Raw genomic sequence first — 22,912 nt, forward strand, 5'->3', positions numbered from 1 at the left:
AAAACAACCCATACAGGAATCGACCCATGATCCGAAAGACACTGACGCTTGCTCCACTTGCGCTCGTCGCGACCCTCAGTCAGGCCGCCGAGACCGTGAAAATCTATAACTGGTCGGACTACATCGCCCCGGACACCACAAAAAACTTCCAGAAAGAAACCGGTATCGCCTTCAGTTACGACGTCTTCGACAGCAACGAAACCCTTGATGGCAAATTGATGACCGGCACATCCGGCTATGACGTGGTATTCCCGTCCAACCACTTCATGGCCCGACAGATTGAGGGCGGGGCCCTGAAGAAACTCGACAAGAGTCAGCTGCCGAACTGGAAAAACCTCAACCCGGTGTTGCTCAAAACGTTACAAGCCAACGACCCGGGCAACGAGCATGGCTTCCCGTATTTATGGGGCAGCACCGGCATCGGCTACAACGTGGCCAAGGTCAAGGCTGTGCTGGGCGACAACGCGCCAGTGGATTCCTGGGACCTGATCTTCAAGCCCGAGAACATGGCAAAACTGCAAAAGTGCGGCGTGGCGATCCTCGACAACGGGCCCGAACTGTTGCCGGCGGCGTTGAATTACCTGGGGCTGCCGCATCACAGCAAGAACCCCGAAGACTATAAAAAGGCCGAGGCGCTGCTGATGAAAGTCCGGCCCTATGTCAGTTATTTCCACTCGTCCAAATACACCAGCGACCTGGCCAACGGCGATATCTGCGTGGCCGTCGGCTTCTCCGGGGACATTCTCCAGGCGGAAAACCGCGCCAAGGAGGCCGGGAATGGTGTGGACATCGGCTATTCGATTCCCAAGGAAGGCGCGGCCATCTGGTTCGACATGGTCGCTATGCCCGCCGACGCCCCGGACGAGAAAGCCGGTTACGCGTTCATGAACTACCTGCTGCGTCCCGACGTCATGGCCGGCATCAGCAACTACGTGCACTACGCCAACGGCAACGAACAGGCCGACCGCCTGATCGATCCGGCGATCAAGAACGACACCAAGGTGTATCCGAGCCCGGAAATGATGGGCAAATTGTTTGCCCTTGAGGCGATGCCGTTGAACATTGACCGGGTGCGGACGCGGGTGTGGAACAAGATCAGGACCGGTAGCTGATTGGTCTGCCTGCAACACCTCTCGAGTAGCGATGGCAAAAGGCGCGTGCGGTATTACCCGACGCGCCAGTCTGTCATTTGCTGGCGTCCAGCACGACGCGATAGCGCGCTTTGCCACTGCGCAGGTGATCGATGGCGTCGTTGATCCGGCTCATGGGAAAGTGCTCGACTTGCGGCAAGATCTGATGGCGGGCGCAGAACTCCAGCATGGTTGCTGTGTTACTGGGCGAGCCAACCGGCGAGGCGGACACGCTCTTTTGTTGGGGCAGCAGGTTGAATACGTGCACTGGAATAGCGCCAGGCACGACGCCGACAAAGTGCAGGCGACCCTTGCCGCGTAGCGTGCCGAGCATGGCCGGCCAGTCGAGGTCGGCGTTGGCGGTGACCAGGAGAAAATCCAGGGTGCCGGCAATGGATTTCAGCGCGTTACTGTCGGTAGAGGCGAGCACGTTGTGTGCCCCCAGGCGCCTGGCTTCGTCCTGCTTGTTCAGCGACGAGGTAAAGGCCGTGACTTCGCAACCCCATGCGTTGAGGAAGCGTAGTGCCAGATGACCGAGGCCGCCGATTCCCACGACACCGACCCGGTCGGTGGGCTTGACGTCGAATTCCACGAGCGGGTTGAACACCGTCGAGCCCGCGCAGAACAGCGGTCCGGCCATGGCCGCGTCAAGTCCGTCCGGTATCGCAAGCGCCCAGGCCCAGTGCGAACGCAGGCGATCGGCGAAGCCGCCGTTGCTGCCGACGATGGTGGGTTGGACTGTGCTGCATAGCTGGTGGGAGCCTTCGATACACGAGGAGCAATGCATGCAACTGCCCTTGTACCAACCGATGCCCACCCGTTGTCCCACTTCGAGACCGCGTACCTGTGCGCCCACTCGCACGATACTGCCGACCACTTCGTGGCCAGGGATAAACGGGTAGTGGCTCAGGCCCCATTCGTTATCGATCATCGACTGGTCGGAGTGGCAGACGCCGCAATACTCCACGGCGACTTCCACCTCCTCGGCGCCCAATGGACCGGGGTCGTAGCTATAGCGCTCCAGTGGAGCGCCTGCCGACGTTGCAGCCCAGCCGGTAAAAGTAGTGAGTTCGGTACTGTTGCTCATGGGATACCTCCAGATCAGGAGACAGGGACTTTGGCCGTTCGGATGCGGTGGCCTGGCAAGCCAGAGCGTAATCAGTCTAGCAGGCCGCAATCACGAGCATGGTCTGAGGGCGGTGCCGGGACTAACGGGTCGTCGGAGCTCTGTCGTCGTCCACTGCGGCAACTAACTGGACGTTTAATTTAGTTGATATCAATACACCGGCACTGATACTAGGAAGTCCAAAAAAAGAGAACCAATCAACAAAAAACAACTTACCAATATTTAATATTTAAATATGAAATTGTCGGACAATCCGGCTGAAACCCTGTACTAAAAACAATCTTTCGACAGCGCAAGCAATGTTTGCTGGAGTTCTGCGAAACAGTTCAATTTGACGTCAAAAAAAATGTAGACGTTTGATTTCGAATTGTGTCAGTTTTCATACGCCTTCATTGGGCGAGTGATAGGACGATCTCGCCAGAGATTGTCGTATCGGACAAAAACTGTTCCATTGCTAAACAAGGAAGTGTGTTTATGTCGAAAGTAAAAGACAACGCTATTGATCTTGCCGAACAGGCCTTTGCACCATTGGCTGCCGCCAGTTCTGCCTACAACCAGATCGATAGTTTCAGCCATCAGTATGATCGGGGTGGCAATCTCACGGTCAATGGCAAACCCTCCTTCTCCGTCGACCAGGCTGCTACCCAGCTGCTGCGTGACGGCGCTGCCTACCAGGACAAGGACGGCAGTGGCAAAATCGAACTTACCTACACGTTCCTGACCTCGGCCTCGTCGAGCACCATGAACAAGCATGGCATTACCGGGTTCAGCCAGTTCAATACGCAACAGAAAGCCCAGGCCGTGCTCGCCATGCAATCCTGGGCCGACGTGGCCAACGTCACCTTCACCGAGAAGTCCTCCGGCGGTGATGGTCACATGACCTTCGGCAACTACAGCGGTGGTCAGGATGGCGCAGCGGCATTTGCTTATCTGCCTGGCACGGGCGCCGGTTATGACGGTACGTCGTGGTACCTGACCAACAGCAGCTACACGCCGAACAAGACGCCGGACCTGAACAACTATGGCCGTCAGACCCTGACCCACGAAATCGGTCATACCCTGGGCCTGGCCCACCCTGGCGATTACAACGCCGGTGAAGGTGCGCCGACTTACAATGACGCGACTTACGGGCAAGACACCCGCGGTTACAGCGTCATGAGTTACTGGAGTGAAAGCAATACCGATCAAAACTTCAGCAAGGGCGGTGTGGAAGCTTATTCTTCCGGCCCGCTGATGGACGATATCGCGGCCATCCAGAAACTCTACGGTGCCAACACCACCACCCGTACCGGTGACACCACCTACGGTTTCAACTCCAACGCCGGTCGCGACTTCTTGAGCGCGTCTTCGTCGTCGGACAAAGTCGTGTTCTCGGTGTGGGATGCGGGTGGCAAGGACACCCTGGATTTCTCCGGCTTTACCCAGAACCAGAAGATCAACCTCAATGAAGCCTCGTTCTCCGACGTTGGTGGCCTGGTGGGCAACGTGTCCATCGCCAAAGGCGTCACGATCGAGAACGCGATTGGCGGCTCGGGTAGCGACCTGTTGATCGGTAACAGTGTGTCCAACGAACTGAAGGGCGGTGCCGGCAACGACATCCTCTTCGGCGCGGGCGGTGCAGACAAACTGTGGGGCGGCTCGGGTTCGGACACCTTCGTGTTCGCGGCCAGCAGCGACTCCAAGCCAGGCGCGGTCGACCAGATCCTCGATTTTGTCAGCGGCCTGGACAAGATCGATCTGACCGGCATCACCAAAGGCGCCGGCCTGCATTTCGTGAACTCGTTCACCGGTGCGGCAGGCGATGCAGTGTTGACCACTTCGGGCGGCAACAGCCTGTTGTCGGTGGACTTCTCCGGGCACGGCGTGGCTGATTTCCTGGTCAGCACCGTTGGCCAGGCGGCGTTCTCGGACATCGTGGCCTGATTCAAGGCATAAGAGGGCGGCGCTTTACGCGTCGCTCTCTGCCCCGATCCAGAGTAAAACGCCCTATGACCCAGAACGCTTTTACCTGCAAAACAACCGCGTGGCTGTTAGCGACGCTGATGATGTTTCTTGGAGAAGTAGCCATGGCAAGCAGTCTGAAATTAGCCGACCCGTCGGAGCTCGCCGGCAAATGGCAAGCCATTTTGAATACCGCGCAAGACTCGCCCGAGTCCCAGGCGCTGCAGGACAAACCGTCGAATGTCTGCACGATAGAGCTTAAATCGGACCAGACCCTGGGTGAGGGAGCCGACTGCCTTGGTGCCTGGCTGAACCAGTCGGCGATCGGCTGGTTTCCGGAGCCGGACGGCATTGCCGTGACTGGTAAGGAAGGCTCAAGAATTGTGTTTTTCAGTCGGCAGCGGGAAGGACTTTACAAAAGTAACTTGAAGTCGGGGCTGATTATTACGCTCACGCGCGCAGCGCAATAAGCGAAAAGCGCCGGACCGGCGGCAGGTACTGAATATAAAGACCGTTATTGCAGTTATAAGCAGCAGATCAATAACCAGGACTCTTAAAATTCCACAAAGAGTTGTTATTAATCTGTCAGCGATAACCGGCAAAAGAATGTCTCGGCCCGTGTGCGGACAGTTAATTGGAACCTTGCCAAGTGAGGCGAGGCATAATACCTCAGGAAAAACCAATGAAGATGGCGAAGAGCCCGGCCACCGCACCGTTATTCAAGGCACTGGGCGACTATAAGAGCATCTTGATCAGCGTCGGCTGCTTTACCGCATTGATCAACGTTCTGATGTTGGTCCCGTCGATTTATATGCTCCAGGTTTATGACCGGGTGCTGTCGTCGCAAAACGAAACCACACTGGCGATGTTGTCGCTGATGGTGGTCGGGTTCTTCGCCTTCATCGGGTTGCTGGAGACCGTGCGCAGTTTCATCGTCATCCGTATCGGCAGCCAACTGGAGCGGCGTTTCAACCTGCGGGTGTATCAGGCTGCTTTCGAGCGCAACCTGTTCAAAGGTGAGGGCAACGCCGGGCAATCCCTTGGCGACCTGACCCATATTCGCCAGTTTGTCACCGGCCCAGCGTTGTTTGCCTTCTTCGATGCGCCATGGTTTCCGGTCTATCTGTTTGTGATTTTCCTGTTCAACGTCTGGCTCGGCGTATTGGCCACCGCAGGGGCGGTGCTGTTGATCGGGCTGGCCTGCCTCAACGAGGCCATGACCAAAAAACCTTTGGGCGAAGCCGCGGGGTTTTCCCAGAAGTCCAGCCAACTGGCCACCAGTCACCTGCATAACGCCGAAACCATTCAGGCCATGGGCATGCTCGGCGCCTTGCGCAAACGCTGGTTTGGGGTGCACTCGCGTTTTCTCGGCTTGCAGAATCAGGCCAGCGACACTGGCGCGGTCATCAGCTCCCTGAGCAAAACCCTGCGCCTGTGCCTGCAATCGCTGGTCCTGGGGTTGGGCGCCTTGCTGGTGATCAAGGGCGACATGACCGCCGGGATGATGATCGCCGGCTCCATTTTGATGGGCCGGGTGCTGAGCCCCATCGATCAGTTGATCGCTGTGTGGAAACAGTGGAGCGGCGCCAAACTCGCTTACCGCCGCCTCGACGCCTTGCTGCAAGCCTTTCCTCCGAGTGACGAGGCCATGGCGCTGCCGGCACCGAAAGGCCAGATCACGTTCGAGCAAGTCAGCGCCGGCCCGCCGGGGCAGCGGGCAGCGACCTTGCACATGGTCAATTTCCACCTGGGCGCCGGCGAAGTGTTGGGCGTGCTCGGGGCTTCCGGCTCCGGTAAGTCGACCCTGGCGCGGGTGCTGGTCGGCGTCTGGCCGACGCTGGGCGGCACGGTGCGCCTCGATGGCGCGGACATTCATCGCTGGAACCGCGACGACCTCGGCCCTTACATCGGCTATCTGCCCCAGGACATCGAATTGTTCAGTGGCAGCATCGCCGAAAACATCGCCCGATTCCGTGAGGCAGACCCGCAACAAGTCGTCGAGGCCGCGCAGCAGGCTGGCGTCCATGAATTGATCCTGCGCATGCCCCAAGGCTACGACACCGTGCTCGGCGAAGACGGCAGCGGTTTGTCCGGTGGCCAGAAGCAACGGGTGGCCCTGGCTCGTGCGTTGTACGGCCATCCGAGCCTGGTGGTACTGGATGAACCGAACTCCAACCTCGACACCGTCGGCGAAGCGGCACTGGCCGGCGCCATCGCGCATATGAAGGCCCGGGGCACCAGCGTGATTCTGGTCACCCATCGTTCTTCGGCCCTGGCTCAGGCCGACAAGTTGCTGGTGCTCAACGAAGGTCGCTTGCAAGCCTTCGGCCCAAGCCAGGAAGTGCTCAAGGCGCTTGCCGGCAACCAGTCAGGCGCTCAGGAGCCACAACGTGAAAAAGCCGCGCAGGCACCGGGCGGGCTCAGCATGAGCCGGCAGTATCAGCCCACGACCAGGAATTCGGGTGTATGAGCAGCACACGCATGAACAACGCTAACGAAGCGACGATGGAACACGATTACATTGCCGAACGCCCCGAGCGCGACGCCCGTTTCTTCGCCCGCATGGGCTGGATTTTGGCGATCGTCGGAGCCGGCAGTTTTTTCACTTGGGCGAGCCTCGCGCCGCTCGATCAAGGCATCCCGGTGCAGGGCACCGTGGTGGTCTCGGGCAAGCGCAAAGCCGTGCAATCGATGAGCAACGGCGTGATCAGCCAGATTCTGGTGCGTGAAGGCCAAGTGGTGAAACAGGGCCAGCCGCTGTTCCGTCTCGACCAGACCCAGGTCGCGGCCGACGTGCAATCGCTGCAAGCGCAATACCGCATGGCGTGGGCCAGCCTGGCGCGCTGGCAGAGTGAACGGGACAACCTCAAGCAGGTGAATTTCCCCGCGCAACTGAGCAACGATCCTGACCCACGCCTGGCGCTGGTGCTTGAAGGCCAACGGCAATTGTTCAGCAGCCGCCGCGAAGCGTTTTCCCGTGAGCAAGCCGCTTTGCGCGCGAACATCGAAGGCGCCAGCGCGCAACTGGCCGGCATGCGCCGCGCGCGCACGGACCTGACAGCCCAGGCCAGTTCACTGCAACAACAGTTGAGCAATCTGCAACCCCTGGCAGACAACGGCTACATCCCGCGCAACCGCTTGATGGAATACCAGCGTCAGCTGTCGCAAGTGCAGCAACAACTGGCGGAGAACACCGGCGAAAGCGGCCGAGTGGAGCAGGGCATCCTCGAATCCCGGCTGAAGCTGCAACAGCACAGCGAGGAATACCAGAAGGAAGTCCGCAGCCAATTGGCCGATGCGCAGCTCAAAAGCGTGACCCTGGAAGAGCAGCTGACTTCCGCCGGCTTCGACCTGCAACACAGCGAAATCGTCGCCACCGCTGACGGCATTGCGGTCAACCTTGGGGTTCATACCGAAGGCGCGGTAGTACGTCAGGGCGAAAACCTGCTGGAGATTGTCCCGCAAGGCACCAGCCTGGAAGTGGAAGGGCACTTGCCGATCAACCTGATCGACAAGGTCGGCACGCACTTGCCAGTGGACATCCTGTTCACCGCGTTCAACCAGAGCCGTACCCCGCGAGTGCCAGGCGAAGTCAGCCTGATTTCCGCCGACCAAATGGTCGATGAAAAAACCGGTGCACCGTATTACGTGCTGCGCAGCAGCGTCAGCGATCAGGCCATGGAAAAACTCAACGGCCTGGTAATCAAACCCGGCATGCCGGCAGAAATGTTCGTGCGCACCGGTGAACGTTCACTCCTCAACTATCTGTTCAAACCGCTGCTCGACCGGGCAGGCTCCGCGTTGACCGAGGAATAAGGATGTTCGGTTGTATGAATAAGTTTTCCCTGCTCGCAGCGACCCTGGCGTTGCTGACATGCAACAGTGCGATGGCCATGGGGCCGTTCGACATCTATGAGCAAGCGTTACGTAATGATCCAGTGTTCCTCGGTGCCATCAAAGAGCGCGATGCCGGCCTTGAAAACCGCGCCATCGGCCGCGCCGGGCTGTTGCCGAGGCTGGGCTACAACTACAACAAGGGGCGTAACTCCTCCGAGGTCAAATACCTCAACGATCGCGGTAACAGACAAACGGATGATCGCAACTACAGCAGCTACGGCTCGACCTTGACCTTGCAACAGCCATTGCTCGACTACGAGGCTTACGCGGCGTATCGCAAGGGCGTGGCGCAATCGCTGTTCGCTGATGAAAACTTCCGTGGCAAGAGCCAGGAACTGCTGGTTCGTGTGCTGGAGAATTACACCAAGGCACTGTTCGCCCAGGACCAGATCGACATTGCGCGCGCGAAGAAAAAAGCCTTCGAGGAGCAGTTTCAGCAGAACGAGCAAATGTTCCGCCAAGGGGAAGGCACGCGCACCGACATCCTCGAAGCCGAGTCACGTTACGAACTGGCGACTGCCGAGGAAATCGAGGCGCGTGACGAACAGGATGCGGCTCTGCGCGAGCTCGGCGCATTGATTGGCGTGCAGGCCATCGATATCGGCGACCTGACGCCGCTGGATCAGAACTTCCAGACCTTCACCCTGCAACCGGCCAATTACGACACCTGGCATGAGATGGCAGTGGCCAACAACCCGAACCTGGCCTCCCAGCGCCAGGCGGTGGAAGTGGCGCGCTACGAGGTCGAACGCAACCGCGCCGGGCACCTGCCGAAAGTCAGCGCCTACGCCTCGATGCGCCAGAACGAATCGGAAAGTGGCAACACCTACAACCAGCGCTATGACACCAACACCATCGGTATTGAAGTCAATGTTCCGCTGTATGCAGGTGGCGGCGTCTCGGCCTCGACCCGGCAGGCCAGCCGCACCATGGAACAGGCCGAGTACGAACTGGACGGCAAGACCCGGGAAACCTTGATCCAGCTGCGCCGCCAGTTCAGCGCCTGCCTGTCGGGGGTCAACAAGCTGCGCGCTTATCAGAAGGCCCTGACCTCAGCCGAAGCGCTGGTGATCTCGACCAAACAAAGCATTCTGGGCGGCGAACGGGTCAACCTCGACGCATTGAATGCCGAACAACAACTATTTACCACCCGCCGGGATCTGGCGCAGGCACGCTACGACTACCTGATGGCCTGGACCAAGTTGCATTACTACGCCGGCACCTTGAACGAACAGGATTTGGCCAAGGTGGATGAGGCCTTCGGCCAGGGCCCGGCAATGAAAAAACCGTAACCCTGTGGCGAGGGGGCTTGCCCCCGTTGGACGGCGAAGTCGTCCCAAAACCGGAACCGGTGATTCAACAGATATGCCGCAGCTGTCGGACTCAAGACTGCTACGCAGCTGAACGGAGGCAAGCCCCCTCGCCACAGAGGACCTGAGTAAACGACGCAATATCACCCCCTGAACCGGGGCCTAGAACTCTAAAAACGCCAAGAAAGCGAGATTTCATGCACATGGACGTACAGATCAAGCCGATGTCGGTCGGCACGCTGCTGCTCTTGATTTCATCAGCGCCGGGTTCGGCCCAGGCGCAGTACCTGGAAACCGGCACCCTCGGTGACCCGGTCAGTTGGCGTTCGGCGGAGTTCCAGCGCGATTGGGGCCTGGGGCGGATGCAGGCCGATCAAGCCTATGCCGCCGGCATCACCGGCAAGGGCGTGAAAATCGGCGTGCTGGATTCGGGTTTCGATTCCAGCCATCCCGAATTCGCCGCCGACCGCTATCACGCAGTGACGGCCAGCGGCAGCTATGTCGATGGCTCGGCGTTCAACGTCGACGGCACGCTCAACACCAACAATGACTCCCACGGCACCCACGTCACCGGCACCATGGGCGCTTCCCGGGATGGCAGCGGCACGCACGGTGTGGCGTTCAACGCGCAAATCTACGTCGGCAACACCAACAAGAACGACAGTTTCCTGTTCGGTCCCAACCCCGACCCGCGCTACTTCAAAGCGGTCTATAACGCCCTGGCGGATGCCGGGGTACGCGCGATCAACAACAGCTGGGGCAGCCAGCCACCGGACGTCAGCTACCGGACCCTCGACGATCTGCACGCCGCCTACGCCCAGCACTGGAACCAAGGCACCTGGCTTGACGCCGCCGCTGACGTTTCGCGCCGTGGTGTGATCAACGTGTTCAGCGCCGGCAACAGCGGTTACCCAAATGCCAGCGTCCGCTCGGCCCTGCCGTATTTTCAGCCAGACCTGGAAGGGCACTGGCTGGCGGTGTCGGGGCTGGATCAAGGCAACCAGCAGAAATACAACCAGTGCGGGATCGCCAAATATTGGTGCATCACCACGCCGGGAGCGAAGATCGACAGCACCATTCCCGGTGGCGGTTACGCGATCAAATCCGGCACCTCCATGGCCGCGCCGCATGCCACCGGTGCGCTGGCGCTGGTGATGGAGCGCTATCCGTACATGAACAACCAGCAGGCGCTGGAGGTGTTGCTGACCACCGCGACCCAGCTCGACGGTTCGATCACCGACGCGCCGACTACTCGCGTCGGTTGGGGGGTGGCCAACCTCGACCGGGCGATGCGCGGGCCGGGGCAATTGCTCGGTACGTTCGACGCCAATCTGGGGGCAGGGCAGAGCGATGTCTGGAGCAATGACATTTCAGACAAGGCACTGATTCAGCGCCAGGCCGAAGACGCCGCCGAACACAGCGCCTGGCTACAGACGTTGCAGGACAAAGGCTGGGCAAACAGTATCCCGGCCGGCGCCAGTCAGCAGGATCAGACCGACTATGCGGTAGGTATGGCCAGAGATTCCGCCGCCGCCAGCCGAGTCTACGAAGGCAGCCTGATCAAGTCCGGTGCCGGACGCTTGATGCTCACTGGCGACAACACTTATCGCGGCCTGACTACGGTCAACGGCGGCTTACTGGCGGTGAACGGTTCACTGACATCGGCGGTGACGGTCAATGCCAGCGGCACCCTCGGCGGTAACGGACGGATCGCTGCCTTGACCGCCAATGCCGGCGGCACCGTGGCGCCCGGTAATTCCATCGGTACGTTGCAAGTCAGTGGCGATGTGACGTTTGCGCCGGGGTCGACCTATGCCGTCGAACTGTCGCCCAGCAGCAGCGACCAGATTATTGCCAACGGCGTGGCCACGGTCAGCGGCGCCACCGTCAGCCTGTCGCTGGAAAACAGCCCGACCTTGCTCAGCACCCAACAAGTGCAAAGCCTGCTGGGGCATCAGTACAACATCCTGCAAGCGGCGGGCGGAATTCAAGGCCAGTTCGGTGCGGTGCTGCCCAACTATGTGTTCATCGGCGGCAGTCTCGATTACGCAGCGACCGGCATTCAGCTGAGCCTTGAGCGTAATGCAACGACCTTCACCAGCGTCGGCCAGACCCAGAATCAGCGTTCCGTTGCGACTGCGGTGGAAGGGCTTGGCGCGGGCAATGCGGTATACGAAAGCCTGCTGCTGTCGCCGACCGCGAGCTCGGCGCAACAGGCGTTCCGGCAATTGTCGGGGGAAATCTACCCGGCGCTGGGCTCGGTGTTAATCAATGACAGTCGCTATTTGCGCGATGCGGTGGGTGAGCGTCTCAATGAAGCCAACGGTTCGCGCAGCAATGGCTGGATCAAAGCCTTGGGCGCCTGGGGCAAGACCGATGAACGCCACGACACCGCCGGCTACACCACCTCGATTGGTGGTTTGCTCGCCGGTGTCGATGGCGCTGTGGATGACGAAACCCGTGTCGGCCTGGTCGCCGGCTATAGCGACAGCTCCGTCAATATGGGCTCTGGAACTCATTCATCGGCGCAGGTCGACAGCTATCACCTGGGCGCCTATGCCGGCCACGAAATGGGTGCCTGGCGCCTGAGTACCGGCGGTGCCTACAGCTGGCATCGGGCCGACGTCAAACGTGACCTGCAATACGGCGACGTCAGCGCCAAACAGAAAGCCAAGGTCGATGCCGGGACCACTCAGGTGTTCGGTGAAGCGGCCTATCGCCTGAACCTGCAACCGCTGGCTTTGGAACCGTTCGCCAACCTCGCTTACGTGCACCTCGACACCGAGGGTTTCACCGAGAAAGGCGACGCCGCCGCGCTCAAAAACAGTGGCGACCGGCGTGACGCGGTGCTCGGCACGCTGGGCGTTCGCGCGCTGAAAACCCTGACGTTGTCCGGCCAACAACAGCTGGACCTGAGCGGCAGCCTCGGTTGGCAGCACAACCTGAGCAACACCGATTCCGAAGAACACCTGGCGTTTGCCAGCGGTGGCGCACCGTTCGCGGTGGAGAGCTCGCCGCTGGTTCGTGATGCGGCGCTGGTGGGCGCCCATGCCAGCCTGGTCTTGAGTCGGGACATTCGGTTGAACCTCGATTACACCGGCCAACTGGCCAGCCGCGAGAAGAGCCATGGAGTTGGGTTGAGTCTCAATTGGCAGTTTTAGTAGTGCGCCTGTAGCAGCTGCCGAGCAGCGCGAGGCTGCGTTCGGCTGCGAAGCAGTCGTGAAGTCAGCTATCGCGGTGTGTCAGGAAAACCTTGCAGGCAGGGTTTGCGACGGCTGCGCCGCCGAACGCAGCCTCGCGCTGCTCGGCAGCTGCTACAGATCGGGTTGATGCGTGGTGTATCAGCAGGACAAGACACGCCTTTGAAGGCCCAAGGATTTTTGCAACACAACTAAGGACGGTAGCTTGATGGATAACAAGTACAACAAACTTGCCTTGCTCTGTGCACTGGCAACCCTGGGCACCGCACACGCGGCGCCCTACGTGGAAAACGGCAGGGTCGGTGACCCGAACAGTTGGCGCAGTGAGGAGTTCAACGCCGATTGGGGGCTGGGGGCGATCAACGCTCAGGAGGCCTATGCGGCTGGTTACACCGGCAAAGGGGTGAAACTGGGGATCTTCGACCAGCCGGTCTACGCCTTGCACCCGGAGTTTTCCGGGGCCAACAAGGTAATAACCCTGGTCACCAGCGGCATCCGTGAATACACCGATCCGTACATTCCGGTCAAAGCCGGGGACGCCTTTCTCTATGACGGTTCGCCCTCGGTAGGCTCCAACGGCAAACTCGGCGCCCACGGCACACACGTTGGCGGGATCGCCGCGGGCAGTCGCGATGGCGGGCCGATGCACGGCGTCGCCTTTGGTGCGCAAATCATCAGCGCCGACAACGGCGACCCAGGCCCGGAAGACGGCATCATCCGTGGCAACGACGGCGCGGTGTACAAGGCCGGTTGGGACGCCCTGATCGCCAGCGGCGCGCGGATCATCAACAACAGCTGGGGCATCGGCATCACCGACCGCTTCGACCTCGGCGGCCGGGACCCGGCGTACCCGCACTTCACCGTGCAAGACGCGCAACTGCAATTCAACGAAATCCAGACCTTGCTCGGGACCAAACCCGGCGGTGCCTACGACGGCGCCATCGCGGCGGCCCGCAGCGGCATCGTCACGATCTTCGCCGCCGGCAACGACTACAACCTCAACAACCCGGACGCCATCGCCGGCCTCGGTTACTTCGTCCCCCAGATCGCGCCGAACTGGATGACCGTCGCCGCGTTGCAAAAGAACCCGGACATCAACAGTCCCGACCTCTACACCATCAGCACCTTCTCGTCGCGCTGCGGCTACACCGCGAGTTTCTGCGTGTCGGCACCGGGCAGCCGCATCTATAGCTCGATCATCAGCGGCACCAACGCCGCTGACCTGACCACCGGCTACGCCAACTACAACGGCACCTCGATGGCGGCGCCGCATGTTGCCGGCTCGGTGGCGGTGTTGATGGAACGCTTCCCGTACATGACCGGCGCGCAAGTCGCCAGCGTGCTGCGCACCACCGCCACCGACCTCGGCGCACCCGGCGTCGACGCACTGTACGGCTGGGGCATGATCAACCTGCGCAAAGGCATCGATGGCCCGGCGATGTTCGTCACCGAGCAGGACATTCCCGAAGAGTTCCGCATCGATGGCGCCTACGGCTCCAGTCAGTTTGTCGCGGACTTGCCGGGTATTGGCGCGATCATCGACGCTGGCAAACCCACCGAGCGTGTGTGCAATGACGTGCATTGCGGGCTCGACTATTGGCGCAACGACATTTCCGGCCATGGCGGCCTGACCAAACAGGGCATCGGCACGCTGGTGCTGACCGGCGCCAACACCTACACCGGCCCGACCCTGGTCAATCAGGGCCGATTGGCGATCAACGGTTCGCTGCTGTCGGCCGTCACTGTCAATGACAGCGGCATCCTCGGCGGTAATGGCAGCATCGCGGCGCTGACCGCAAAAAGCGGCGGCACTGTGGCCCCCGGCAACTCCATCGGCACCTTGCAGGTGGCGGGCGACGTGACCTTCGAACCTGGTTCGACCTACGCCGTAGAACTGTCGCCCACCAGCAGCGACCAGATCATCGCCGGCGGCAAGGCGATCATTGAGGGCGCCACGGTCAGCCTGTCGCTGGAAAACAGCCCGACGCTGTTGACCACCGGCGAGGCGAAAACCCTGCTCGGCACTCAGTACAACATTCTGCAAGCGGCCGGTGGAATCGAAGGGCGCTTCGGTGCGGTAGTGCCGGACTACCTGTTCCTCGGCGGCACTCTCGATTATTCGGCGGGCGGCATTCAACTGGCCGTCGTTCGCAACGCAACGTCGTTCACCAGTGCCGGCCAAACCCCGAACCAACGCGCGGTGGCCGCTGCCGCCGAGCAACTGGGCGCAGGCAATCCGCTGTACGAAACCCTGCTGCTGTCGCCGACCGCCGCTGTCGCGCAACAGGCGTTCCAACAGCTGTCTGGCGAGATTCATCCGGCGATCGGCACGCTGCTGATTAACGACAGCCACTACCTGCGCGATGCCGTCGGCGAACGTCTGCGCGAGCGTGATCTGTTCGACGCCGGGGCACCAACCGATGACCGCAGCAACGCCTGGCTCAAAGTGCTCGGCGCCTGGGGCAAGAGCGATGGCGGGCATGACAACGCCAGTTCCAACAGCTCCATCGGCGGGCTGCTGGCCGGTGTCGATGGCTTGATCACTGAAGATACGCGCTTGGGTTTCGTCACTGGTTATAGCGACAGCTCATTGAGCATGGGCGATGGCACGCATTCGCAAGCCGAGGTCGACAGCTATCACTTGGGTGCCTACCTGGGCCATGAAATCGACGCGCTGCGCCTGAGTGTCGGCGGTGCTTACAGCTGGCATCGCATCGACGTCAAACGCGACCTGCAATTCGGTGACGTCAGTGGCAAGCAGAAATCCAAACGCGATGCGACCACCGCACAACTGTTCACCGAAGCGGCCTATCGCCTGGACCTGCAACCGCTGGCACTGGAGCCATTCGTCAACCTGGCCTACGTGCACCTGAACAGCGACAGCTTCAGCGAAAAAGGTGACGCCGCCGCACTCAAGGGCGGTGAAAACAACCGCGATGCAGTGCTCTCGACCCTGGGCCTGCGGGCGAGCAAAGCCATTGCGCTGTCCGACCAGCATCAGTTGGAACTGTCCGGCACGCTCGGCTGGCAGCACAACCTGAGCAGCACCCGTTCCGAAGACCACCTGGCCTTCGTCAACGGCAACACCGCGTTCAGCGTGCAAAGCGTGTCGATGGACCGCGATGCCGCGGTGGTTGGCGCCCGTGCCGGACTGGCGCTGGGCCGCGATACCCGTTTGAACCTGGATTACAACGGGCTGCTCGGCTCCCGGGAAAAAGACCACGGTGTGGGCCTGACCCTGGACTGGCAGTTCTGATTTGACGCAAAGGAAGCCACAACATGGGACTGTTTGATTACAAAAATGCTGACGGCAAGACGTTGTACAGCGACGCGATCGCGCTGACGCTCTACGCGTACACGCCCACCGGCCAGCCGTTGCCGGCAACCGCTTGGGCGCCGATTGGCGCGGCAGCCTTGGGCTATCAGGGCAAGGTCGGGCCTCAAGGCACCTTCTATGGCGAGAAAGACGGCTTCACCAGCGCCGAAGCCGAAATCCTCGGTAAATACGACGGGGCAGGGCAGCTGATCGGTCTCGGCATTGCCTTCCGTGGCACCGGCGGCCTGGGCTACAGCGACACCTTCGGCGACATGAAAAACAATCTGCTGGCCGCCGTCGGACCGGTGGATTACGCGAGCAACTACGCGAAAAACGCCTTCGACACCTTGCTCAAAAATGTCGCTGCGTTTGCCATCGCCCACGGCCTGAGCGCCAAGGACGTACTGGTCAGCGGGCACAGCCTTGGCGGGCTGGGGGTCAACAGCCTGGCGGAGTTGAGCGGCAATAACTGGGGCGGTTTCTTCAAGGACGCCAACTACATCGCCTTCGCCTCGCCGACTCAAAGCGCCACTGGCAACAACGTGCTGAACATCGGTTACGAGAACGACCCGGTGTTTCGCGTGCTCGACGGCACCACTTTCAGCAGTGGCTCGCTGGGCAAGCACGACGGTCATCAGGATTCGGCGACCAACAACATCGTCAACTTCAATGACCAGTACGCGTCCACCGCGCAGAACCTGGTGCCGTTCAGCATCCTCAACCCGCTGAACTGGTCGGCCCATGGCTCGTTGGGCTATGCCGACGGCTTGAACCGGGTGATCGACTCGCGCTTCTACGACCTCACTGACAAGGATTCGACACTGATCGTGTCCAACCTGTCGGAGTCGTCCCGAGGCACTACCTGGGTCGAGGACCTGGGCCGCAGCGGCGAGCCCCACACCGGCAGCACCTTCATCATCGGCACCGACAGTAATGACTGGCTCAAGGGCGGCACCGGCAATGACTTCATCGAAGGTCGAGACGGTAACGACCGGTTCCGCGATGACGGCGGCTACAACCTGCTGCTGGGCGGCAAGGGCAGCAACACCTTCGAGCTGCAAAAGCCGTTGCAGAACTTCAGCTTTGCCAACGACGGCGACGGCACTCTGTATGTGCGCGACGCTTACGCCGGCATCAGCATGACCCGCGACATCGGCGCGCTGGTGAGCAAGGAATCGGGCTCGTGGTGGGGCAGCAAGGAGGTGACCTACAACGTCACCGCCAATGGCTTGCTCAATGGCACGGAACTGACCCACTACAACCACTCGCTCAACGGTGATGCCTACAGCAACACGCTGGTGGCCAGCGTCGACGGTGACTGGCTGTTCGGCAACGCCGGCGACGACCTGCTGCGCAGCGACAAAAGCCACGTGACCTTCGTCGGTGGCGCGGGCAATGACGTGATGCATGCCTCGGGTGGCGGCAACACCTTTCTGTTCAGCGGCGCCTTCGGCTTTGACGCGATCAATGGCTATCAGGGCAGCGACAAACTGGTGTTCATGGGCGTCCAGGGCGCGGGGCAGGGCTATGACTACACCCAGCACGCTTCACAGGCCGGCAACGACACGGTGCTGAAGATTGGCGATTACGCCGTGACGCTGGTGGGGGTAGGACTGGATAACCTGTCGGCTTCGGGATTTGTATTTGCCTGAAAAAACCGAATGAAAGCATTGCACTAAAGACACTGGGGCGCCCCATAGCGGGGCGTCCCGGCTGTAGCTGTCTCTGATAAATCCAACAAAGAGAGGCAATACCAATGGGTGTGTATGACTACAAAAACTTCGGCACAGCAGACTCCAAGGCGTTGTTCAGCGATGCCATGGCGATCACGCTGTATTCCTATCACAACCTCGACAACGGTTTCGCCACCGGGTACCAGCAAAACGGCTTCGGCCTGGGCTTGCCGGCAACCCTGGTGACCGCGCTGATCGGCGGCACCGATTCCCAGGGCGTCATCCCCGGTATTCCCTGGAACCCCGATTCGGAAAAGGCCGCACTCGAAGCCGTGCAAAAGGCCGGCTGGACACCAATCACCGCCGCGCAACTGGGCTATGACGGCAAGACCGACGCTCGCGGAACCTTCTTCGGCGAGAAGGCCGGTTACACCAGCGCCCAAGTGGAGATTCTCGGCAAGTACGACGCCCAGGGCCATCTCACGGAAATCGGCATCGCCTTTCGCGGCACCAGCGGCCCAAGGGAAATCCAGATCGGCGATTCCATCGGTGATGTGATCAACGATTTGCTGGCGGCGATCGGCCCCAAGGATTACGCGAAAAACTATGCGGGCGAAGCCTTCGGCAATTTGCTTGGCAAAGTCGCGGCGTTTGCCCAGGCCAATGGCCTTGCGGGCAAGGACGTGCTGGTCAGCGGCCACAGTCTCGGCGGGTTGGCGGTCAACAGCCTGGCGGACTTGAGCAGCGAAAAGTGGTCCGGGTTCTACCAGGATTCCAACTACATCGCCTACGCCTCGCCGACCCAAAGCAGCAGCGACAAAGTGCTGAACATCGGTTATGAAAACGACCCGGTGTTCCGCGCGCTCGATGGCTCGTCGTTCAACCTGGCTTCGGTGGGCGTGCACGATGCTCCCAAGGATTCAGCGACCGATAACATCGTCAGCTTCAACGACCACTACGCCTCGACGGCATGGAATGTGTTGCCGTATTCCATCCTTAACATTCCTACCTGGATCTCGCACTTACCCACCGGTTACGGCGACGGCATGACCCGGGTGCTGGAGTCCAAGTTCTACGACCTGACCAGCAAGGATTCGACGATCATCGTCGCCAACCTCTCGGACCCGGCGCGAGCCAACACCTGGGTCCAGGACTTGAACCGCAACGCCGAAACCCACAAAGGCAGCACCTTCATCATCGGCAGCGACGGCAATGACCTGATCCAGGGCGGCAAGGGCAACGACTACATCGAAGGCCGCGACGGTAACGACACCTTCCGCGACGGCGGTGGCTACAACATTCTGTTGGGCGGCAAGGGCAGCAACGTGCTGGACCTGCAACAGTCGGTGAAGAATTTCGTCTTCGCCAATGACGGTGCCGGCAACCTGTACGTGCGCGACGCCAATGGCGGCATCAGCATCACCCGCGACATCGGCAGCATCGTTACCAAGGAGCCGGGGTTTCTCTGGGGCCTGTTCAAGGATGACGTGACCCACAGCGTCACCGCCAATGGTCTCACTGCTGGCAACAACGTTACGCAGTACGCCTCCAGCGTGAAGGGCACCACCGGCGCCGACACCCTCAAGGCGCACGCCACGGGCGACTGGTTGTTTGGCCTGGACGGCAACGACCACTTGATCGGCAGCTCCGGCAACGATGTGTTTGTCGGCGGGGCGGGTAATGACCTGATCGAGTCGGGCGGCGGGATTGATACTTTCCTGTTCAGCGGCGCGTTTGGCCAGGACCGGGTGGTGGGTTATCAGGCCAACGACAAACTGGTGTTCCTCGGGGTTCAGGGCGTTGCGCCAAACGACGACTTCCGCGCCCATGCCACGGCGGTGGGGCAGGATACGCTGCTGACGTTTGGCAGTGATTCGGTGACCCTGGTAGGCGTTGGGCTGGACAGTTTGTCCAGTAGCGCGATTGTGATCGCCTGAAGGTAATGGGGCGCCGGTAAGGGCCTCTTCACGAGCAAGCTTCGCGCCTACAGGGGAAATACATTCCAATGCAGGAGCGAAGCTTGCCCGCGATGAACGATAACGCGGTAATCCTGCCTGTCCCCGTGACTCACTGGCCACTCCCGGACTCCAATACCTGCACCAACAGGAACTGGCACTAAAGCTTCAGCCCGTACACGCGTTATTCCTATGACGTCGGTGCTGCATGCCGCTATTGAGTACAGGAGATTTAGTAACGTGAGTAACAGCAAGAGGTATACCTTCGGTCTGGCGCTGGCCTTGTTATCGGCAGCCGCCGCCGCAGAACTGCCTCAGAGCTCGATTCTGACCCGTTACGGGGTCACTTCCGATCAGTTGCCGAAACCGGCAGCTACCGAAACCGCCAAGCCCGTCGAAGAAAAAAGCCGCTTCCAGCTCCAGCCGGAACAGCCCTGGGTAACCTTGCGCCTGGGTGACGGCAAACAACCGGAGAAGACCGGCAACATCAGCATCGACCGTTCGATGCAGCAGGAACTGGAACGCTGCCAGCGCATGCAGGAACAACTGATCCGGCGTGGCGGGCAATACATTTCCTGTGATAACAGTATTCCAGGAACCCACTAAACCTATTAATGCCGGACAATTTAGCCGTAATGCGATCTGTAGCAGCTGTCGAGCTTGCGAGGCTGCGTTCGGCTGCGAAGCAGTCGTGAATCCGGCTAACGCGGTCTGCCTGATGCACCGCAATGTCTGGTTTACGACTGCTCTGCAGCCGAACGCAGCCTCGCAAGCTCGACAGCTGCTACGGCGAACGCACAAAGAGTACGTTGCGGCTGAACTGACCGGCATTAGCCCCTGAGCGCCCGTTACTGCATCGGCGCTCAATAACCCTGCGCGCGATCGATCTCGCCGAGCATCGGCTCACCCCGTTGATGCCGACGGATGTTCTCCAGCAACACCCCGAACGCGCTTTCCGGCTGGGTCATCGCGGCGATGTGTGGCGTCAGCAGAATCTGCGGGTGGTGCCAGAACGGATGATCCGCCGGTGCCGGTTCCTGCAGCAGCACATCAAGTACCGCGCCGCTCAAATGCCCGCTGCCCAGCGCTTCCAGCAGATCTTCTTCTATCAAATGCCCACCACGGCCCATGTTGATCAGCGCCGCGCCCTTGGGCAGTTGCTCAAACAGGTTGCGATCAAGAATGCCCTGGGTCTGTTCGGTCAGCGGCAATACACACAACAGAATGTCGCACTGGCTGAGGAACGCCGGCAGTTGCGCGTTGCCGGCATAGCAATCGATCCCCGGAATGTGATGGGCACTGCGCGCCCAGCCAGACAAGGCAAAGCCCAGCGGTTGTAAGGTTGCCAGAATCTGCTGCGCCTGGGCGCCGAGCCCCATGACCCCGACCCGACGTTTGGCCGCCGGTTGCAGCAAGTGCGCCTGCCAGCAGCGGGCTATTTGTTGCTGGCGATAGCGCAGCATGTCGCGGTGCAGGCTGAGTACGGCAAAAGTCGCGTATTCGCACATGCCACGGGTGATGCCCGGATCCAGCAGGCGCACCACTGGCAAGCTCGCTGGCAGGCGTCCGAGGTCGAGTTGATCGACGCCGGCGGACAGGGCAAACAGCACTTGCAGATTCGGCAGCACAACGTCGAGATCGTCAGGTGCCTGCCATGCGGCCAGGTATTGAATGTCCTTCGGGTCGCCGATGTCCGGCCAGGCGCGCCATTCGATATCCGGGGCGTGTTCGGCAAACAGCGCTTTCCACTGTTCGCCGCGCACAGGGTCAGCTTTATACAGTAGGGCCATGGGCATTTCCTGAAAGGTGAAGGGGCTGTCCATCATCGCGCAATACCAGCGCAGGATCTGTCGAAAGCAGCGGCTTTAACGGGTTGTGTGATCTTGTATCGACCCGGCATCGGCAGATTCGGCGGGCTGAAGGAATCTGCCGTTTGGCGGGGTGAAAACAGTCGATCCGAATTTCTCAGGGGGCAAGTTCGGCGTAGTTCGTTTCGCGCAAGCCTTAACCTGAACACCATCGCAACCACTTCCCGGTTGCCGGACTCACGATGGGAAATGCCATGAATAGCAAAGTCGACGAAACCCCTCATTTGCTCCGTCAGCGCGATCAATTCGTGCCACGTGGCCTGGTTACCGCGCATCCGTTGGTGATCGATCGGGCCCTGGGTTCAGAATTGTGGGACGTGGACGGCAAGCGCTACCTGGACTTTGTCGGCGGTATCGGTGTGCTTAACATCGGTCACAATCACCCAAAGGTGGTCGCGGCGGTGCAGGCGCAGTTGCAGAAAGTCTCCCACGCCTGCTTCCAGGTGGTGGCTTACAAGCCTTATCTCGACCTGGCCCAGCGCCTGTGCGAAATGATCGGCGGCCAGGACGCTTATAAAGCAGCGTTCTTCACCTCCGGCGCCGAAGCGGTGGAAAACGCGGTGAAGATTGCCCGCGCCCACACCAACCGCTCGGCGGTGATCGCCTTTCGTGGTGGGTTCCATGGCCGGACCTTGCTCGGCACCACGCTGACCGGCATGAGCCAGCCATATAAACAGAACTTCGGGCCGTTCGCACCGGAGGTCTTCCACACCCCGTATCCGAATGCCTATCGCGGTGTCACCAGCGACATGGCGCTCAAGGCGCTGGACGAGTTGTTGGCGACCCAAGTGGCGCCTGAGCGGGTCGCGGCGATCATCATCGAACCGGTGCAGGGCGATGGCGGTTTCCTTGCGGCACCGGCGGAGTTTCTTCAGGCCCTGCGCGCGCTGACTGAAAAGCACGGCATCGTGCTGATCCTCGATGAGATCCAGACCGGTTTCGGGCGTACCGGCAAATGGTTCGGTTTCCAGCACGCCGGGATTCAGCCGGATCTGGTCACCGTGGCCAAGAGCCTGGCTGGCGGTTTGCCGCTGTCCGGTGTGGTCGGCAAAGCCGAGATCATGGACGCGCCGTTGCCCGGCGGCCTCGGCGGTACTTACGGCGGTAACGCGCTGTCGTGCGCGGCGGCGCTGGCGGTGATCGAAGCCTACGAGCAAGAGCAGTTGCTGGCCCGTGGCGAAGCGTTGGGCGAGCGTCTGCGTCAGGGACTGTTGCGCTTGCAGGCCCGTTACCCGCGGATCGGCGACGTGCGCGGCAGCGGCTTCATGCTGGCGATCGAGCTGATCAAGGATGACGAGGCACGGACCGCGGATGCCGACCTCAACCAACGACTGATCGACGAAGCCCGGGCCGGTGGCCTGTTGGTAATCAAGTGCGGCGTGCAACGCAACGTGTTGCGCTTCCTCGCACCGCTGGTGACCAGCGAAGCACAGATCGATGAAGCGTTGCAGATTCTCGACGCGGCACTGGCACGAGTCTTGAACTGAGCTCACGCC

The 22,912-nt window shown here is 60.6% G+C and carries 14 protein-coding genes; 12 read left to right on the forward strand and 2 right to left on the reverse strand.

What is annotated here, in order from left to right; all coding sequences use genetic code 11:
• Positions 1-26 precede the first annotated feature (26 nt).
• The gene (locus AC1RL4_RS11230) at positions 27-1,112 is read left to right on the forward strand and encodes a polyamine ABC transporter substrate-binding protein (RefSeq protein WP_230172651.1); all 1,086 of its coding nucleotides are present in this window, start codon (positions 27-29) and stop codon (positions 1,110-1,112) included.
• Positions 1,113-1,185: 73 nt separating this feature from the next.
• Here AC1RL4_RS11230 and ahr read toward each other — a convergent pair whose 3' ends face one another.
• The gene (gene ahr, locus AC1RL4_RS11235; protein ID WP_230172653.1) at positions 1,186-2,217 is read right to left on the reverse strand and encodes an NADPH-dependent aldehyde reductase Ahr; all 1,032 of its coding nucleotides are present in this window, start codon (positions 2,215-2,217) and stop codon (positions 1,186-1,188) included.
• Between the two features lie 513 nt (positions 2,218-2,730).
• On the opposite strand from ahr, the gene AC1RL4_RS11240 reads away from it, so the two are divergent.
• From AC1RL4_RS11240 to AC1RL4_RS11285, 10 genes are all read left to right on the forward strand, one after another.
• Positions 2,731-4,179, forward strand: a complete 1,449-nt coding sequence (locus tag AC1RL4_RS11240) for a serralysin family metalloprotease (RefSeq protein WP_018926004.1) — start codon at positions 2,731-2,733, stop codon at positions 4,177-4,179.
• A gap of 65 nt (positions 4,180-4,244) precedes the next feature.
• A complete protein-coding gene (locus tag AC1RL4_RS11245) occupies positions 4,245-4,667 on the forward strand; it encodes an AprI/Inh family metalloprotease inhibitor (RefSeq protein WP_019579013.1) in 423 nt (140 codons plus the stop codon).
• A gap of 212 nt (positions 4,668-4,879) precedes the next feature.
• Positions 4,880-6,667 carry a type I secretion system permease/ATPase gene (locus AC1RL4_RS11250; protein ID WP_019579012.1) on the forward strand — a complete coding sequence of 596 codons (1,788 nt, stop codon included), beginning with the start codon at positions 4,880-4,882 and terminating at the stop codon, positions 6,665-6,667.
• A complete protein-coding gene (locus AC1RL4_RS11255; protein ID WP_230172655.1) occupies positions 6,664-8,013 on the forward strand; it encodes an HlyD family type I secretion periplasmic adaptor subunit in 1,350 nt (449 codons plus the stop codon). Before AC1RL4_RS11250 ends, AC1RL4_RS11255 begins: the two co-directional genes overlap by 4 nt.
• A 2-nt stretch (positions 8,014-8,015) precedes the next feature.
• Positions 8,016-9,386 (forward strand): TolC family outer membrane protein, encoded by a 1,371-nt coding sequence (locus AC1RL4_RS11260; protein ID WP_230172662.1) that lies wholly within the window; start codon positions 8,016-8,018, stop codon positions 9,384-9,386.
• Positions 9,387-9,607: 221 nt separating this feature from the next.
• Entirely contained in the window at positions 9,608-12,565 is a 2,958-nt protein-coding gene (gene eprS / locus AC1RL4_RS11265) for an autotransporter serine peptidase EprS (RefSeq protein ID WP_230172710.1), read from the forward strand.
• A gap of 247 nt (positions 12,566-12,812) precedes the next feature.
• The gene (locus AC1RL4_RS11270; RefSeq protein WP_028940552.1) at positions 12,813-15,860 is read left to right on the forward strand and encodes an autotransporter serine protease; all 3,048 of its coding nucleotides are present in this window, start codon (positions 12,813-12,815) and stop codon (positions 15,858-15,860) included.
• Between the two features lie 23 nt (positions 15,861-15,883).
• Positions 15,884-17,572: a polyurethane esterase gene (locus AC1RL4_RS11275; RefSeq protein ID WP_230172663.1), complete on the forward strand. Its 1,689-nt coding sequence runs from the start codon at positions 15,884-15,886 to the stop codon at positions 17,570-17,572.
• A gap of 104 nt (positions 17,573-17,676) precedes the next feature.
• Entirely contained in the window at positions 17,677-19,530 is a 1,854-nt protein-coding gene (locus AC1RL4_RS11280) for a polyurethane esterase (protein ID WP_230172664.1), read from the forward strand.
• Positions 19,531-19,788: 258 nt separating this feature from the next.
• Positions 19,789-20,154 (forward strand): hypothetical protein, encoded by a 366-nt coding sequence (locus tag AC1RL4_RS11285; RefSeq protein ID WP_230172665.1) that lies wholly within the window; start codon positions 19,789-19,791, stop codon positions 20,152-20,154.
• A gap of 257 nt (positions 20,155-20,411) precedes the next feature.
• Here the strand turns inward: AC1RL4_RS11285 and AC1RL4_RS11290 are convergent, their stop codons facing one another.
• On the reverse strand, positions 20,412-21,338 hold the full coding sequence (locus AC1RL4_RS11290; RefSeq protein WP_019579004.1) for a 2-hydroxyacid dehydrogenase: 927 nt from the start codon (positions 21,336-21,338) through the stop codon (positions 20,412-20,414).
• 272 nt (positions 21,339-21,610) lie between these two features.
• Between AC1RL4_RS11290 and gabT the strand changes: the two genes are divergently transcribed.
• Positions 21,611-22,903 (forward strand): 4-aminobutyrate--2-oxoglutarate transaminase, encoded by a 1,293-nt coding sequence (gabT, locus tag AC1RL4_RS11295; protein WP_064618001.1) that lies wholly within the window; start codon positions 21,611-21,613, stop codon positions 22,901-22,903.
• Positions 22,904-22,912 lie beyond the last annotated feature (9 nt).

This window comes from Pseudomonas sp. GW822-FHT07A10 (genome assembly GCF_058798795.1).

Coding starts and splice junctions, on each gene's coding strand:
- AC1RL4_RS11230 (WP_230172651.1), top strand. CDS start 27: ATGATCCGAAAGACACTGACGCTTGCTCCACTTGCGCTCGTCGCGACC.
- ahr (WP_230172653.1), bottom strand. CDS start 2,217: ATGAGCAACAGTACCGAACTCACTACTTTTACCGGCTGGGCTGCAACG.
- AC1RL4_RS11240 (WP_018926004.1), top strand. CDS start 2,731: ATGTCGAAAGTAAAAGACAACGCTATTGATCTTGCCGAACAGGCCTTT.
- AC1RL4_RS11245 (WP_019579013.1), top strand. CDS start 4,245: ATGACCCAGAACGCTTTTACCTGCAAAACAACCGCGTGGCTGTTAGCG.
- AC1RL4_RS11250 (WP_019579012.1), top strand. CDS start 4,880: ATGAAGATGGCGAAGAGCCCGGCCACCGCACCGTTATTCAAGGCACTG.
- AC1RL4_RS11255 (WP_230172655.1), top strand. CDS start 6,664: ATGAGCAGCACACGCATGAACAACGCTAACGAAGCGACGATGGAACAC.
- AC1RL4_RS11260 (WP_230172662.1), top strand. CDS start 8,016: ATGTTCGGTTGTATGAATAAGTTTTCCCTGCTCGCAGCGACCCTGGCG.
- eprS (WP_230172710.1), top strand. CDS start 9,608: ATGGACGTACAGATCAAGCCGATGTCGGTCGGCACGCTGCTGCTCTTG.
- AC1RL4_RS11270 (WP_028940552.1), top strand. CDS start 12,813: ATGGATAACAAGTACAACAAACTTGCCTTGCTCTGTGCACTGGCAACC.
- AC1RL4_RS11275 (WP_230172663.1), top strand. CDS start 15,884: ATGGGACTGTTTGATTACAAAAATGCTGACGGCAAGACGTTGTACAGC.
- AC1RL4_RS11280 (WP_230172664.1), top strand. CDS start 17,677: ATGGGTGTGTATGACTACAAAAACTTCGGCACAGCAGACTCCAAGGCG.
- AC1RL4_RS11290 (WP_019579004.1), bottom strand. CDS start 21,338: ATGGCCCTACTGTATAAAGCTGACCCTGTGCGCGGCGAACAGTGGAAA.
- gabT (WP_064618001.1), top strand. CDS start 21,611: ATGAATAGCAAAGTCGACGAAACCCCTCATTTGCTCCGTCAGCGCGAT.